Here is a 14,570-nt window from a genome sequence, read left to right on the forward strand (position 1 = left end):
CCACACAGATCCGCGTCCCGGATAGAGACCCCTCGCATCGATTTCCCGCCAAAGTGCGATGAACCTAAAAAAAGCCACCCGGAGGTGGCCTTCTTTGTGGGCGTGACGAACCGAGTGCTTACTCGCTGTCGGCGTCAGCGCCCTTGGCGGCTTTGTCGTCGCCCTTGTTCTTCACGTCCAGCAGCTGAACTTCGAAGATCAGCACCTGGTTGGGGCCGATATCGCCACCGGCGCCTTGCTCGCCGTAACCCAGTTCCGGCGGCAGGTACAGCTTCCATTTGTCGCCGACTTTCATCATCGGCAGGGCTTCCTGCCAGCCCGGGATGATGTGCTTGAGGCCGAATACCGCCGGCTTGTCACGCTCGATGGAGCTGTCGAACACGGTGCCGTCCACCAGCGAGCCCTTGTAGTGCACTTCCACCGTATCGTCCAGGGTCGGGGATTCGGCGCCTTCCTCACCGGATTCCAGCACTTCGTACTGGAGGCCGCTGTCGGTGGTTTTCACGCCGTCTTTCTTGGCGTTTTCCTCGAGGAACTTCTTGGACTCCTCCAGGTTGGTCTGGGCCAGTTCTTCCTGTTTCTTCTGACGCGCTTCCATCATGCGGGTCTGATAGTCACGGATCAGCTGGTCCATGTCCTCGCCTTCGGCGAGACGGGATTCCGGATTGTCACCGAAGCCGTCACGAAGACCGGCGATCATGGCATCCAGATCCAGGTTGTTCATGGCGCTCATCTGTTCGGCGCTGCGGAAGCCAAGGGCATAGGACGCTTTCTGGTCGGCGCTCTCCAGTTTGACATCGTTGCTCTTGTCTTCGTTGTCTCCGCCACAGGCCGCCAGCAGGATACTGCCGGCCAGCACGATTGCGATCTTCTTCATTCTGCCTCCATTGGCTTACGTTTATTTTCCCTGCGCCGGTAATCCAGGTCGACGCTACTGGTTAACGCATGACCGCGTTTTCCCCCGATTGGTTCCCTCTTCGTCGATTGCGGGCGGACGAAGAGGGTTCATTGTGCCTTTCCGCGAGCCACTGTCAAAACCAGGATTGACGAAATCGCCCCCGATGCCGGGCCTTGACGTTTCCGGTATCGGTGGCGATGCCGGCCAGGGGCCCAACGTCTGTACTAATTATGAGCAGCCAAACCGGTTATAGTGCCTTCGGAGGGGAAGCAGACTATGTCCGATAACATCAATGGCGACCCCACCCTGGCGCCGTCATCGGCGCGCCGGGTGGCACGCCAGGACGCACGGCGGCTGGTAATTCTGATCGCCAACAGCAAAGGGGGCTGTGGCAAGACCACACTGGCCACCAACCTGGCCGCCTATTTCAGCCTCAGCAGCCAGGACGTGACATTACTGGACCTGGACCCGCAGCAATCCGCCACCCAGTGGGTGCGGCTGCGCCAGGACCCCAGGGTGGAGGCCCTGGGCTGGCCGGCGGACGAGCCGGTGTCGCTGGGCCGCCTGCAGGATCAGCTGCAGCGGGCCCGGGACGTGGTGGTGATCGATTCACCGGCGGGCATGGACCGGCACACCCTGGACCATCTGCTGCGCGTGGCCCAGGTAGTGCTGATTCCGGTGCTGCCCAGCCCCATCGACATCCGCGCCACCACCCGCTTCGTGCAGAACGTGATGCTGGCGCCCAGCTACCAACGGCGCCCTCGCCGGCTGGCGGTGATCGCCAACCGGGCGCGCACCCGCACCCGCATGTACGAGGCGCTGCGCCAGTTTCTCGCCAGCCTCAAGATCCCCTACCTGGTGACCCTGCGCGATACCCAGCACTACGTGCAATCCATGGCCGACGGCGGCAGCATGCTCGACCCCTCCGGCCAGCGGCACCTGGACGACCAGCGCCACTGGCGCCTGATCGGCGAGTGGCTGGAAGTACAGCGCTACCTTATTCGCTCGCTGCCCGGCTTTCGCTAATCGCCGCCAACTGCTCCAGCAGGGTCTGCAGGCCCTCGCATTGCCCCATCTCCGGCACCACCAGCAACAGCCAGCCCAGCGCCGACTCGCTGCCCTCGCCGGGCACGGTACGGGCCATCCCGGCCAGCTGCTCAAGCAGCAGCCGCTCGCCCTCCAGTTCCGCTTCCTGAATCTGCCGTTTCAGCTCGCCGGCACCGGCGTCCTCGGCGGCCCGCCGGCGCACCGCCCGCAGCGGCCGCAGGTAGCGCTCCTCGAAGCCTTCGGCGTGGGCGCTCAGACGCCGGCCCAGGGCCGGGTCCGGCCGGCGGCCGGCGGCGGCCAGCCACAGGGCCACCAGCAGGGTCGCCACCGGCACACCATGGTCGTCCTGCAGCCGCAGGCAGACCCGTTCCACCCGCTTGTCCCGCCACAGGCGCAGCGCGAATCGCCACAGGGTGGTGTCGTTGTCCATACTGGTCCCCTTCTGTTAACCCGGCGCTTGGCCTACACTGCGCCGGTCTTGTCCGTCGTAAAACCCGATTATGCTCTCCCTGGAACACATCAATCTGCGCCGTGGCTCCGACCTGTTGCTGGAGGACGCCGGCTTTGTGCTGCACAAAGGCGCCCGGGTGGGCCTGGTCGGCAAGAACGGCAGCGGCAAAAGCTCCCTGTTCCGGCTGATTCTCGGTGAGCTGGAAGCGGACGGCGGCCAACTGCAACGGCCCGCCGACTGGCGCCTGGCCATGATGGCCCAGGAAGTGCCGGCACTGGAACAGCCGGCGCTGGACTATGTGCTCGACGGCCACCGCCCCCTGCGCCACGCCGAAGCCGCCCTGGCCACGGCCCAGGCGGACGGCGACGACACCGGCATCGCCGCCGCCCATGCCGAGCTGGATGCCCTGCGCGCCTGGGAACAACCGGCCCGCGCCGCCACCCTGCTGGCCGGGCTGGGCTTTTCCGAGGCCCAGCAGCGGCAACCGGTGAGCGCCTTCTCCGGCGGCTGGCGCATGCGCCTGAATCTGGCCCAGGTGCTGCTCAGCGACGCCGACCTGATGCTGCTGGACGAGCCCACCAACCACCTGGATCTGGACGCCATTCTGTGGCTGCAGCAGTGGCTGATCCAGCACCCCGGCGCCCTGATGCTGATCTCCCACGACCGCGCCTTTCTGGACGCCACCGTGAACGAGATACTGCACATCGAGCACCGCCGCCTGAAGCGCTACACCGGCACCTATTCCGACTTCGAGCGGCAGCGGGCCGAGCAGCTTTCCCTGCAGCAGAAGATGCATGAGAAACAACAGCTGCAGATCGCCCACCTGCAGAAGTTCATCGACCGCTTCAAGGCCAAGGCCACCAAGGCCAAGCAGGCGCAGAGCCGGGTCAAGGCCCTGGAAAAGCTGGAACGTATCGGCCCCGCCCATGTGGATTCCGAGTTCAGCTTCCACTTTCTCACGCCCGAGCGGCTGCCCAACCCGATGATCGACCTGGACGGGGTCACCTGCGGCTACCCGGGCGCGCCGATTCTGGCCGACGTGACCCTGAGCCTGCGGCCGGAGTCGCGCATTGGCCTGCTGGGCCCCAACGGCGCCGGCAAATCCACCCTGATCCGCACCCTGGTCGGCGAGCTGGCCGCCCTGAACGGCCACCTGAAACGGGACCCGGACCTGGCGGTGGGCTATTTCCACCAGCAGCAGGTGGACCGGCTGGCCGCCGACGACACGCCCTATCAGCTGATCCACCGCGCTCATCCCAAATGGACCGAGCAGAAGGTGCGCAATGAGCTGGGCTCCTTCGGTTTCCATGGCGACGCGGTGTTCGATCCGGTGGGCCGCTTTTCCGGTGGCGAGAAAGCGCGGCTGGCGCTGGCCCTGATCGTTCACCAGAAGCCGGCCCTGCTGCTGCTCGACGAACCGGCCAACCACCTGGACCTGGAGATGCGCGAGGCGCTGACCCTGGCCCTGCAGGAATTCGAGGGCGCCGTGGTGCTGGTGTCCCACGACCGTCATCTGCTGGAAACCACCGTGGACGAATTCCAGCTGGTGGCGGAGGGCACCGTGCGTGCCTTCGACGGCGACCTGGATGACTACGCCCGCTGGCTGCAGCAGTCCCGCCGGGACGCCAACGCGGCGGCCCGCACGGAGCCCGCCGGCGGCCGCGACGACGCCCGCCAGCGCCGCCAGGACGCGGCCAAGCGCCGCGAGCAGTTGCGCCCGCTGAAGAAGGAAGTGGAAAAGCTGGAGAAGGCCCTGGACCGGGAAAGCGCGGCCCTCACCGAAGTGGAAACCGCCCTGGGCGACGAAACCCTCTACACCGACGCCGGCCGCAAGGACGAGCTGCAAAGCCTGCTGGCCCGCCAGGGGGAACTGAAGAGCCAGCACGAAGAGTTGGAGATGGCGCTGTTGGACGCCATGGAGAGGCTGGAGGCGGCGGAGGCTGAAGTCTGATTCCCAGGATCGCGGGGGATCGCGACTGAAGTCGCTCCTACAGCGGGGAGCCTCGTTGTAGGAGCGACTTCAGTCGCGATCAGCCCCCACCTCCGCCGCCTCCCCATGCTTCAACAACGCCGCACTGCCAGCACCACAGGCCACCACGGTCTTCATCATCTGCTCCACGCCGATATCCGGGCGCCGCTCCACCAGGTTCTCGTCCACGTGGTAAATGAAACCCGAAGTGGGGTTGGGCCCGGTGGGCACGAACACCGACAGCACCCCGTCCTCGTGCCGGGAGGTGATCAAGCCCAGCACCGTCACCGACACCTGCCGCCCGTACAACCACACCCGCGCCACCTCGCCGCGCATCAGGCTGTCCTGGCTGCCGCCGAACAGCTGGGTGATCACTTCCTTGACGGTGCGATACCCCGGCACCCGGGCCATGCCCCGCTCTTCCAGCCGCTGCCAGATCCAGCCGCCCAGCTTGGTGGCCACCAGGGTGCCGACCAGGAAGCAGAACACCACCAGCACCGCCACCACCACCCAGTCGGCGGCGAACTTGGGCAGCCCGAAGGCACGCACCACCAGCCCGGTGAACGGTGCGATCAGGCTGGTCACCGCGTCGTAAATCCACTTGAAGAAGAACGCGATAATGGAAATGGGCAGCAGGATCAGCAGCCCGCCCAACAGGGATTTTCGAATAAAAAACCAAACTCGGTTATTGCTCATGGGCGTCCATACCAGATGCGATTGATGTACAGACAGCGCTCGCCGGCGGGGGTTCGTACCCACGCCTCGTCGTCCACCCGTTTGCCCAGCAGGGCCCGGGCCAGGGGCGCGTCGATGCTGATCAGCCCGGCGCTGCCCTCGGCTTCGTCCGGCCCCACCAGCCGGTAGGTTTCCAGCTTGCCGTCATCATCCTCCAACTCCACCCAGGCGCCGAAGAACACCTTCTCCGGATTCTCCGGCGGCCGGTCCACCACCGTCATGCCATCCAGCCGCTTACTGAGAAAACGGATGCGGCGGTCGATCTCGCGAAGCTGCTTCTTGCCGTAAATATACTCCGCGTTCTCGGACCGGTCGCCCTGGGCGGCGGCCTCCTGCACCGATTTGGTAATCGGCGGCCGCTCTTCCTTCCAAAGGCGCTGCAGCTCCTCATTGAGGCGCCGGTAGCCCTCCGGGGTAATGTACTTGGAAGCGGGTTTGCCTTTCGGTCGCCAACGACCCATGCGCTATTCTCCGGTTCGTTCCTCCGGGCCCCGGGTGGCCGAGCTCCGGGTGGCCGAGCTCCGGGTGGATAGTACCCGCGCGGACACGCCGGTAAGCCGGCTGTATTCGCTCAAGGTGAAGCGCAATCCGCCGCGCAGCAGTGATACGACCCGATGGATGGGCAGCTCCGGATGATCGTGGATATGACTCAGCACTTCACGACGCCGCTCCACCTGCTCCGCCGGACTCAGCTCGGCGTAACGCCTATCCATGCAAACGGTCCAATTGCCCGGCCAGGTTGTTCGTCCCCGGTCGCAGTCTCTCCACCAGGTCCGAGTCCATGCCCAGGGAGGGCAGGATCATACATTTATTGTCCATTTGCGCATGATACCTCCATTATAGTCGCCTTGAACGTAGCGCTTCGGCGGAATACCGCCAATGTACTACCGGCCCGATCTCTTTTTCCTCACCGGGGCGAGTTTGGTAAACTTCGTTTCCCGATTTTCAATGCCTTCCTACCGAGAGGTTCGATCCATGTCTTACCACCGCGCCCCCTGGCCGGCCACGCGTATGCGCCGCATGCGCAAGGACGACTTCTCCCGCCGCCTGATGCGGGAAAACACCCTCACCGTGGACGATCTGATCTATCCGGTATTCGTGCTCGACGGCGAGCAGCGCACCGAGGCGGTGCCGTCCATGCCTGGGGTGGAGCGCATGAGCATCGACCTGCTGGTGGAAGAGGCACGGCAATTGGCCGAGCTGGGCGTGCCCGCCATGGCGCTGTTCCCGGTGACCCCGCCGGAGGTGAAAAGCCTGGACGCCGCCGAAGCCTGGAACCCGGAAGGCCTGGCCCAGCGCGCCACCCGCGCGATCAAGGCGGCGGTACCGGGGATGGGTGTGATCACCGACGTGGCCCTGGACCCGTTCACCACCCATGGCCAGGACGGCATCCTCGATGACAACGGCTACGTGATCAACGAAGCCACCGTGGAAGCCCTGGTCAAACAGGCCCTGTCCCACGCCGACGCCGGCGCCGACATGGTGGCGCCCTCGGACATGATGGACGGCCGCATCGGCGCCATCCGCCTGGCACTGGAAGAACAGGGCCACATCCTCACCCGCATCATGGCCTACTCCGCCAAATACGCCTCCGCCTATTACGGCCCGTTCCGTGACGCGGTGGGCTCCGCCGGCAACCTGGGCAAGGCGGACAAGACCACCTACCAGATGGACCCGGGCAACTCCGACGAGGCGTTGCACGAGATCGGCCTGGACCTGGCCGAGGGCGCCGACGTGGTGATGGTGAAACCGGGCATGCCCTACCTGGACGTGGTGCGCCGGGTGAAGGACGAGTTCCGGGTGCCGGTGTACGCCTACCAGGTGAGCGGCGAGTACGCCATGCACATGGCCGCCTTCCAGAACGGCTGGCTGGACCAGGACAAGGTGATGATGGAATCCCTGCTGGCGTTCAAGCGTGCCGGCGCCGACGGCATTCTCACCTACTTCGCCAAGGCCGCCGCGCTGAAGCTCAACCACCGCGACTGACCCTCCGCTTTTCCCGTTCTCATCCTTCCCTGCTATTCGCCCCGGGCCCGGCCGGCCCGGGTGCGGTCGGCGGATTTTGCTGACCCACATCAAGGCAACTTTATTGACCCACCTGTAAAATCCCCCCAACCCCGACCCCTCGGGGCATCACCGACCATGGACAGCCGCTCGCAAGGAGCCCGCCGATGCCCTCCGCTCTCGAACGCCAACCCCTCGGCATTCTGGTACTGATCGCCAGCCAGGATAGCCGCGCCGATACCGCCGCCGGCCACGCCATCGCCGCCCTGATCCAGGATCTGGAACGCCGCGACATGACCGTGGTCACCGCCCTCACCAGCGAGGACGCGGTGGCCATGCTCTCGGCGGAACCGGCCATTCAATGCGTACTCACCAGTTGGAGCCTGCCCGGCGCCCTTACCCAACATGGCGCCCTGGAGGTATTGTCGAGCCTGCGCGAACGCAGCGCCGAGGTGCCCGCCTTCCTGCTCGCCAGCCGGGAAACGGCCAAGACCATTCCCATGCGCGCCATGGAAATGGCCAGCGATTATATCTGGCTGCTGGAAGACACCCCGTCCTTTATCGGCGGCCGCATCCTGGCGGCCATCGAACGCTATCGACAGAACGTGCTGCCGCCCATGTTCGGCGCCCTGGTACGCTTCTCCCGGGTCCACGAGTACTCCTGGCACACCCCGGGCCACCACGGCGGCACCGCCTTTCTGAAAGCGCCGGTGGGGCGCGCCTTCTTCGAGTTCTACGGCGAAAACATGCTGCGCTCGGACCTTTCCATCTCGGTGGGCGAGATGGGCTCCCTGCTCGATCACAGCGGCCCCATCGGCGCCGGCGAACGCTATGCCGCCCGGGTGTTCGGCGCCGACCGGACCTACTACGTGACCAACGGCTCCTCCACCTCCAACCGGGTGATTCTGATGGCGTCGGCGACCCGCGATCAGGTGGTGCTGTGCGACCGCAACTGCCACAAATCCGTGGAACACGCGATGACCCTGTCCGGCGCGGTGCCCTCCTATCTGGTGCCGAGCCGCAACCATTACGGGCTGATCGGCCCGATCCCGCCGCAACGGCTCACCGCCGAGGCGATCCGCCAATCCATCGCCGCCAGCCCGTTGTGTCAGGGGCTGGCGGACAGCAATCCGGTGCACGCGGTGATCACCAACTCCACCTACGACGGCCTCTGCTACAAGGTGTCCCGGGTGGAAGAGCTGCTCGGCGAAAGCGTGGACCGTCTGCATTTCGACGAAGCCTGGTACGGCTATGCCCGCTTCAACCCGATCTACCGGGAACGCTTTGCCATGCACGGCGAGCCCGGCGAGGATCGCCACGACAAACCCACCCTGTTCGCCACCCAGTCCACCCACAAGCTGCTGGCGGCCCTGTCCCAGGCTTCCATGATCCATGTCCGCGACGGGCGGCGGCCGATTGAACACAGCCTGTTCAACGAAGCCTTCATGATGCACGCGTCCACCTCGCCGCTGTACAGCATCATCGCCTCCAACGACGTCAGCGCCGGCATGATGGACGGCCCCGGCGGCGAACGGCTCACCGGTGACGCGATCCGCGAAGCGGTGGCGTTCCGCCAGGTGATGGCGCGCCTGAACACGGAGTACGACGAGAAAGGCGAGTGGTTCTTCGGCGTCTGGCAGCCGGAAACCGCCACCGACCCGATGAGCAAGGAGCGCTACCCGTTCCATGAAGCGCCGCTGGAGCTGCTCGCCGGCAGCCCGGAATGCTGGACCCTGAAGCCCGGCGAACGCTGGCACGGCTTCAAGGATCTGGAGGCGGATTACTGCATGCTCGACCCGGTGAAGGTGTCCATTACCACCCCGGGCATGGGCTTCGACGGCAAGCTGAAAACCTCCGGCATTCCCGCCGCGGTGGTCAGCGCCTATCTGGATGAGCGCGGTATCGTGGTGGAGAAAACCACCGACTTCACCATCCTGTTCCTGTTTTCCATCGGCATCACCAAGGGCAAGTGGGGCACGCTGATCAACGCCCTGATGGCCTTCAAACGGGACTTCGACGCCGACACGCCGCTGCATCGTTGCATGCCCGGGTTCGCTGCCCGCCATGGTCTGAATCCGGATCAGGGGCTGCGCAGCCTGGCCTGGTCCATGTTCGACGCCATGGCCGCGCTGCGCACCACCGCGCTGATGAGCGAGAGCTTTTCGGTGCTGCCCACCCCGGATCTGTCACCGGTACAGGCCTACGAAAAACTGGTGCAGGGCCAGGTGGAGCAATTGCCGCTTTCCGCCCTGGCCGGCCGCACCCTGGCCACCGGCGTGGTGCCCTATCCACCGGGGATTCCCCTGCTGATGCCCGGCGAGAACGCCGGCCCGGCGGACGGCCCGGTGCTCGGCTACCTGAACGCGCTGCAAGAGTTCGACCGCCGCTTCCCCGGCTTTGAGCACGACAACCATGGCGTCGAGGTGATCGACGGCACCTACCACCTTTATTGCCTCAAAAACCACTGAGCGGGGGAGCGGCCATGAGCGTAGCCGAAGACAACAAGATCGGTTTGCTGCCGGTCACCCTGATGGTGGCCGGCAATATGATGGGCTCCGGCATCTTCATGCTGCCCGCCAACCTGGCCAGCGTCGGCAGCATCGCCGTGGTGGGCTGGCTGATCACCCTGAGCGGCGCCGTGGCCCTGGCGCTGGTGTTCTCCAAACTGGCGATTCTGGACCCCGCCGCGGGCGGGCCCTATGCCTATGCCCGCAAGGCGTTCGGCAACTACATGGGGTACCAGACCAACCTGATCTACTGGCTGGCCAACGTGGTCGGCAACGTGGCCCTGGCCACCGCCGGCCTGGGTTATCTGTCCGGTTTTTTCCCTGCCCTGCATAATCCGCTGATCTTCGCCATCGCGCAGATCGCGGTGATCTGGCTGTTCACCTACTTCAATATTCTCGGCCCGAAAATGGTCGGCCGGGTGCAGTCGATGACCACCATGCTGGCGTTGTTCCCGATTCTGGCCACGGCGCTGCTGGGCTGGTTCTGGTTCGACGGCCACACCTTCACTTCCGGCTGGAACGTCTCCGGAAAAAGCTCCGGCAGCGCCATCATGTCAACGCTCACCTTTACGCTGTGGGCCTTTATTGGCGTGGAAAGCGCCTCGGTGTCAGCGGCGGTGGTGAAGAATCCGCGCCGCAACATTCCCATCGCCACGGTGGGCGGCGTCATTTTGGCGTCGGTGGCCTATATCCTCAGTTCCTCGGTGATCATGGGCATGATCCCCAACCATGAGCTGGTCAGCTCCTCGGCACCGTTCGCCGATGCGGCGCGCATCGCCTTCGGTGACACCGCCGCCAACATCGTGGCGGTGTGCGCCGCGCTGGGCTGCCTGGGCTCGCTGGCCGGCTGGACACTGCTGGTCGGGCAATCGGCGAAAGCGGCCGCCGACGACGGGCTGTTCGGCAATCTGTTCGCGCGCACCAACGCCAAGGGCGTGCCCTCCGCCGGGCTGGTGCTGGTGGCCGCGCTGATGAGCGTGCAGGTGCTGGCCACCATGTCCCCCACCGCCAGCGAGCAATTCGGCAAGATCGCCTCGGTGGCGGTGATCATGACCCTGCTGCCCTACATCTACTCGGCCATCGCCCTGAAAGTACTCGGCTACAAGAAAATGCCCCACCGGCAGTACACCGTGTACACCATCATCATTCTGTTCGCGGCGGCCTACAGCCTGCTGGCGTTGATCGGTTCCGATGGTGAACAGACCCGCTGGTCGCTGATTTTCGTGATCTCCACCATGGTGTTCTACGCCCTGGCACTGAACCGCCAGCACGACATCGAGGAGGCACGCAAAACCCCCGGCGGCGTTTCACCTCACTGGGTCCGTTATCTCACCCTCACCGTCACGCTGGTGGCGCTGGCGCTGATGTTCTGGCTGTCCGTGGGCCGCCACGACAACCTGCAAATCAGGGGTCGGGAAGCGGTGATCGAGTCACAGCAACCCGCCATCGATAGCCCGCCGCAGGAAACCAGCCATGAACAATAGCCTTCGCCTGGGCGTGCTGATCGCCTTCGCCGGGTTCGCCGCCGCGCCGCTGGCCCGGGCCGACGACAGCGATCTGAACCAACGCCTGGAGCGCCTGGAACAGCAGGTCCAGGCGCTCAAGCAACAAATCAATGATCGTGAACTGGAGAGCAGTCTGAGCCCGGCGGGCCGGCCCGACACCATCTCCCGGCTCGGGTCCGGGTCCGCCGCCTGGCCGCCCACCTCCGGCGGCAATGACGGCGTGGAAGTCAAAGCCCACGGCTTTATCAAACTCGACGGCATTTACGACTTCCACGGCGTCGGCAACCGGGACCAATTCGTCACCGCCAGCATTCCCACCCGGGGCGGTGGCGGCGACGACCACTTCGGTTTCCATGCCAAACAAAGCCGCATCGGCGTGGAAATCCTCGACCACGACAGCGACTCCCGGGGCGCCCTGGAAGTGGACTGGTTCGGCAGCAGCGACGGCTATGAGCTGCAGCTGCGCCACGCCTATTTTCAGGTAAGCCGGCTCTACGCCGGCTACGGCTTCAGCAACTTCATGGACATCGATGCCTTCCCGGACACCCTGGACAACGAGGGCCCCGGCGCCAGCGCCTACCGGCTGCAGGCCGGCGTGCTGTACCGCCAGCCCCTGGGCGAGCACAACGCCCTGCTGTTCTCCCTGGAAGACCCGGACACGGAACTCTACGGCGGCAACGGCGAAAACAGTGCCCCGGACCTGGTGGTGGCCTACAAGAACGAGAACGACCGGGGCCACCTGAAGCTGTCCCTGGTGGGCCGCCGCCTGAGCGACGGTTCGGACAGCCGGCTGGTGGCCGCCGCCGGCCTCACCGGCACCGTGGCACTGGCCGGCCAGACGCTGTCCTTCGGCGGCTATACCGGCGAAGGCTTCGCCCATTACCTGAGCGACGTCAGCGACAGCGGTTACGACGCGGTGGTGGATGGCGACGGCGATGTGGAGCCGCTGCGCGCCAGCGGCGGCTACCTGGGCGTCACCCATCCCTGGTCGGACCGGCTGCGCTCCACCTGGGTGGCGGGCAGCCTGCGCCTGGAACGCAACGCCCTGCTGGCCGGCGATGAATTCCGCGCCAGCCGTTATGGCTCCGCCAATCTGGTGTGGGACTACAACGACCGCCTGACCACCGGCATTGAGGTGCTGCGCGGGCGTAACCAGGATCAGCAAGGTGAAACCGGCTATGCCACCCGGGTGCAGGCCAGTCTCACCTATGTGTTCCTGAAATAGTGTTTTCTTGAAATAAACGCGGCCTAGAAGCGGTAACGCAGGTCGCCGAGGATCACCCGGCGCTCGCCATAGCCGCAATCGTAGATCACGTTGCCATTCTGGCCCCGGCACCAGGACACGTATTCCTTGTCGGCCAGGTTCTTGCCGGTGATGGAGAAATCCCAAGGACCGGTGGAGTAGCCGATCATGGCGTCGTACAAGGTCACGGAGGGCACCTTCGGGTCCGCCCCTTTGCCGTAGTCATTGCCCACCGTGGAGCCCAGGTAGCGCACGCCGGCGCCGAACCGCAGCCCGTTTTCCATTTCGTACTTACCCCAACCGGAGGCCACTTCCTCGGCCACATAGGGCAGCCGCTCGCCGGTGCTGTCCTTCTTGGCGTCAAGCTTGGTGTAATTGGCGAGCAGGCTCAGGTTGCCGAATTGCTTCTTCACGCCGATTTCCCAGCCGTCCACGGTGGCGCCGGTCTGGTCCAGTTGCTGGGCGTCCTGACCGGGGATAATGCGGTTGGTCTCCTCGATATCGAACCAGGCGGCGGTGACCGACAGCGCCAATGGCTCGGACAGGTATTTGATGCCCGCCTCGCGCTGTTCGCCGGTGGTCGGGTCCAGGGTGCGGCCATTGGACACGCCCAGGTTGGGCTTGAAGGACTCGGAGTAGCTGATGTAAGGGGAAAGGCCGAAATCAAAGTTGTACATCAGGCCGAGCCGGCCGGTGGTGGCGTGATCGTCCTTATCCGTGTCCACGCCATTGACCCCCAGGGTGGTGCTGGTGGTGTCGTCGTAACGCACCGCCCCGGACACCGCCACACGGCCGATTTCCACATGGTCGATCAGGTAGACGCCGGTCTGCTTGAGCTCATTATCGTCCTTGTCTTCCGGGTCCAGGACCCCGTAGTTGACGTTGCCGTAGACCGGGTCATAGACATTGATCGGGGTGCCGGCGCCCCGGAAGGTATTGTCCTGTTTCCAGAGCGCATCCTGACGGTCCACGCCGATGGCCAGGTGATGGCGGGTGGGGCCCATCAGCAGGTTACCCTTAAGACGCAGGTCGAAGTTCTTCACCTCGGTGCCCTTGTCATCCATGTAGATCACCCGGTTGATGGTGCCGTCCGCCGCCGGGGCCTCGCCGGTCGCCGCCCAGTGTTCGCGGGTCTCGGCCTCACTCTTCGAATAGCGGCCGGTAAACACCAGGCCCCATTGCTGGTCCAGGCGGTGATCCACGAACAGCGTCACCTCATTGCGGCGGCGATCATAACGGTCCCAGTCCGGTTCGCCGACGAACGTCTCCGAGCCAATATCACCCAGCGGGCCGGGCAGCAGCGTGCCCTGGGCCGGCAGGAATTGCGCGGAAATGGCCCCGGTATCCTCCTGGCTGTTCATCAACAGGCTGATGGTGGTGTCGTCGGTGGGCAGCCAGGTGATCGAGGGCGCGAACAGAAAACCGTCGTCGTCCACATGATCCACCTGGGTCCCGCTGTCGCGCTTCAAGGCCACCAGCCGGTACAGCAGCTTGCCGTCCTCGGACAGCGGCCCGGTGATGTCCGCCGCCACCTGCTTGCGGTCATAGGAGCCCACCTGGGCCCACAGCTCGCCCTGGCGGGTGGGCTTGGGCAGCTTGGACACCCCATTGATGATGCCGCCCAGCTCCGCCTGGCCATACAGCACCGATGACGGCCCCTTCAGAACCTCGATGCTTTCCAGCGCGTAGATATTGGGGCGAACGGAATTGTAGGAACCGTACAGGTAGCGCAGCCCGTCCACATAGAACGAAGGGTCCAGCCCGCGCACCTTGGCGGAATCGACCCGGGTGTCGAAGCCGAAACCACCACTGTAAACACCCGGGGAATAGAGCAGCGCGTCCTGGATGTTCTTGGCGCCGGTATCCCGCATCAGGGACTCGCCCACCACCTCGATGGCGAACGGCTGACGGGCCACAGGCACGTCCAGTTTGCCGGTGGCGGCCGGCTTGTCCGCCTGGATGTAAGCGGGCTCTTGCGCCGGTGCCTGGTCGGAAACTTCCACCGGCGCCAGCCTGGAGGTCTTCTGGGTAGAGGTGGCCTCCTGGGCGATCAGCTCCGGCGTCCAACCGAGGGCCGCGAGAACAATCAGAGGCAGGCGGGCGGAACCACGGCGGTGACCGTCGCTGGGGAAAAAGGGCATGGGATGACTCCGGACATTACAGCAAATACGAATGGTTCGCATTATACGTATCGTCCTCGAGCATGAAACC

General features: G+C 65.0%; 12 protein-coding genes. 6 read left to right on the forward strand and 6 right to left on the reverse strand.

Features of this window, described 5'->3' with window-relative positions; genetic code table 11:
- Positions 1-118: 118 nt before the first annotated feature.
- Positions 119-877 carry a BamJ family beta-barrel-assembly machinery protein gene (locus tag FGS76_RS14180; protein WP_138773306.1) on the reverse strand — a complete coding sequence of 253 codons (759 nt, stop codon included), beginning with the start codon at positions 875-877 and terminating at the stop codon, positions 119-121.
- A gap of 297 nt (positions 878-1,174) precedes the next feature.
- Between FGS76_RS14180 and FGS76_RS14185 the strand changes: the two genes are divergently transcribed.
- Positions 1,175-1,924, forward strand: coding sequence for a ParA family protein (locus tag FGS76_RS14185; RefSeq protein WP_138773307.1), 750 nt, complete (start codon positions 1,175-1,177; stop codon positions 1,922-1,924).
- Here the strand turns inward: FGS76_RS14185 and FGS76_RS14190 are convergent.
- A complete protein-coding gene (locus FGS76_RS14190) occupies positions 1,896-2,375 on the reverse strand; it encodes a TIGR02444 family protein (protein ID WP_138773308.1) in 480 nt (159 codons plus the stop codon). The genes FGS76_RS14185 and FGS76_RS14190 overlap by 29 nt on opposite strands.
- Positions 2,376-2,445: 70 nt before the next feature.
- Between FGS76_RS14190 and FGS76_RS14195 the strand changes: the two genes are divergently transcribed.
- On the forward strand, positions 2,446-4,347 hold the full coding sequence (locus tag FGS76_RS14195; RefSeq protein ID WP_138773309.1) for an ATP-binding cassette domain-containing protein: 1,902 nt from the start codon (positions 2,446-2,448) through the stop codon (positions 4,345-4,347).
- Between the two features lie 69 nt (positions 4,348-4,416).
- Here the strand turns inward: FGS76_RS14195 and FGS76_RS14200 are convergent, their stop codons facing one another.
- Genes FGS76_RS14200 through FGS76_RS14210 form a run of 3 tightly spaced genes read right to left on the reverse strand, consistent with a single transcriptional unit; the run spans position 4,417 to position 5,813 of the window.
- Positions 4,417-5,061 carry a DUF502 domain-containing protein gene (locus FGS76_RS14200; protein WP_138773310.1) on the reverse strand — a complete coding sequence of 215 codons (645 nt, stop codon included), beginning with the start codon at positions 5,059-5,061 and terminating at the stop codon, positions 4,417-4,419.
- The gene (greB, locus tag FGS76_RS14205) at positions 5,058-5,561 is read right to left on the reverse strand and encodes a transcription elongation factor GreB (protein WP_138773311.1); all 504 of its coding nucleotides are present in this window, start codon (positions 5,559-5,561) and stop codon (positions 5,058-5,060) included. Before greB ends, FGS76_RS14200 begins: the two co-directional genes overlap by 4 nt.
- A gap of 3 nt (positions 5,562-5,564) precedes the next feature.
- Positions 5,565-5,813: a transcriptional regulator gene (locus FGS76_RS14210; protein WP_138773312.1), complete on the reverse strand. Its 249-nt coding sequence runs from the start codon at positions 5,811-5,813 to the stop codon at positions 5,565-5,567.
- Positions 5,814-6,075: 262 nt separating this feature from the next.
- Here FGS76_RS14210 and hemB point away from each other — a divergent pair, with 262 nt between their 5' ends.
- The 4 genes from hemB (at position 6,076) to FGS76_RS14230 (ending at position 12,341) form a co-directional block, all read left to right on the forward strand.
- A complete protein-coding gene (gene hemB, locus FGS76_RS14215; RefSeq protein ID WP_138773313.1) occupies positions 6,076-7,086 on the forward strand; it encodes a porphobilinogen synthase in 1,011 nt (336 codons plus the stop codon).
- Positions 7,087-7,271: 185 nt separating this feature from the next.
- Complete coding sequence (locus FGS76_RS14220; protein WP_138773314.1) at positions 7,272-9,572, forward strand: Orn/Lys/Arg family decarboxylase; 2,301 nt, start codon at positions 7,272-7,274, stop codon at positions 9,570-9,572.
- Positions 9,573-9,586: 14 nt separating this feature from the next.
- Positions 9,587-11,095, forward strand: coding sequence for an arginine/agmatine antiporter (gene adiC / locus FGS76_RS14225; protein ID WP_138773315.1), 1,509 nt, complete (start codon positions 9,587-9,589; stop codon positions 11,093-11,095).
- Positions 11,085-12,341, forward strand: coding sequence for a DcaP family trimeric outer membrane transporter (locus tag FGS76_RS14230; RefSeq protein WP_138773316.1), 1,257 nt, complete (start codon positions 11,085-11,087; stop codon positions 12,339-12,341). The genes adiC and FGS76_RS14230 overlap by 11 nt, the downstream gene beginning before the upstream one ends.
- 23 nt (positions 12,342-12,364) lie before the next feature.
- Here FGS76_RS14230 and FGS76_RS14235 read toward each other — a convergent pair whose 3' ends face one another.
- Positions 12,365-14,500: a TonB-dependent siderophore receptor gene (locus FGS76_RS14235; protein WP_138773317.1), complete on the reverse strand. Its 2,136-nt coding sequence runs from the start codon at positions 14,498-14,500 to the stop codon at positions 12,365-12,367.
- Positions 14,501-14,570 lie beyond the last annotated feature (70 nt).

The sequence above is a fragment of the Alloalcanivorax gelatiniphagus genome, from assembly GCF_005938655.1.
Classification (GTDB): Bacteria; Pseudomonadota; Gammaproteobacteria; order Pseudomonadales; family Alcanivoracaceae; genus Alloalcanivorax; species Alloalcanivorax gelatiniphagus.

Coding starts and splice junctions, on each gene's coding strand:
- adiC (WP_138773315.1), top strand. CDS start 9,587: ATGAGCGTAGCCGAAGACAACAAGATCGGTTTGCTGCCGGTCACCCTG.
- hemB (WP_138773313.1), top strand. CDS start 6,076: ATGTCTTACCACCGCGCCCCCTGGCCGGCCACGCGTATGCGCCGCATG.
- FGS76_RS14185 (WP_138773307.1), top strand. CDS start 1,175: ATGTCCGATAACATCAATGGCGACCCCACCCTGGCGCCGTCATCGGCG.
- FGS76_RS14195 (WP_138773309.1), top strand. CDS start 2,446: ATGCTCTCCCTGGAACACATCAATCTGCGCCGTGGCTCCGACCTGTTG.
- FGS76_RS14190 (WP_138773308.1), bottom strand. CDS start 2,375: ATGGACAACGACACCACCCTGTGGCGATTCGCGCTGCGCCTGTGGCGG.
- greB (WP_138773311.1), bottom strand. CDS start 5,561: ATGGGTCGTTGGCGACCGAAAGGCAAACCCGCTTCCAAGTACATTACC.
- FGS76_RS14180 (WP_138773306.1), bottom strand. CDS start 877: ATGAAGAAGATCGCAATCGTGCTGGCCGGCAGTATCCTGCTGGCGGCC.
- FGS76_RS14200 (WP_138773310.1), bottom strand. CDS start 5,061: ATGAGCAATAACCGAGTTTGGTTTTTTATTCGAAAATCCCTGTTGGGC.
- FGS76_RS14230 (WP_138773316.1), top strand. CDS start 11,085: ATGAACAATAGCCTTCGCCTGGGCGTGCTGATCGCCTTCGCCGGGTTC.
- FGS76_RS14210 (WP_138773312.1), bottom strand. CDS start 5,813: ATGGATAGGCGTTACGCCGAGCTGAGTCCGGCGGAGCAGGTGGAGCGG.
- FGS76_RS14220 (WP_138773314.1), top strand. CDS start 7,272: ATGCCCTCCGCTCTCGAACGCCAACCCCTCGGCATTCTGGTACTGATC.
- FGS76_RS14235 (WP_138773317.1), bottom strand. CDS start 14,500: ATGCCCTTTTTCCCCAGCGACGGTCACCGCCGTGGTTCCGCCCGCCTG.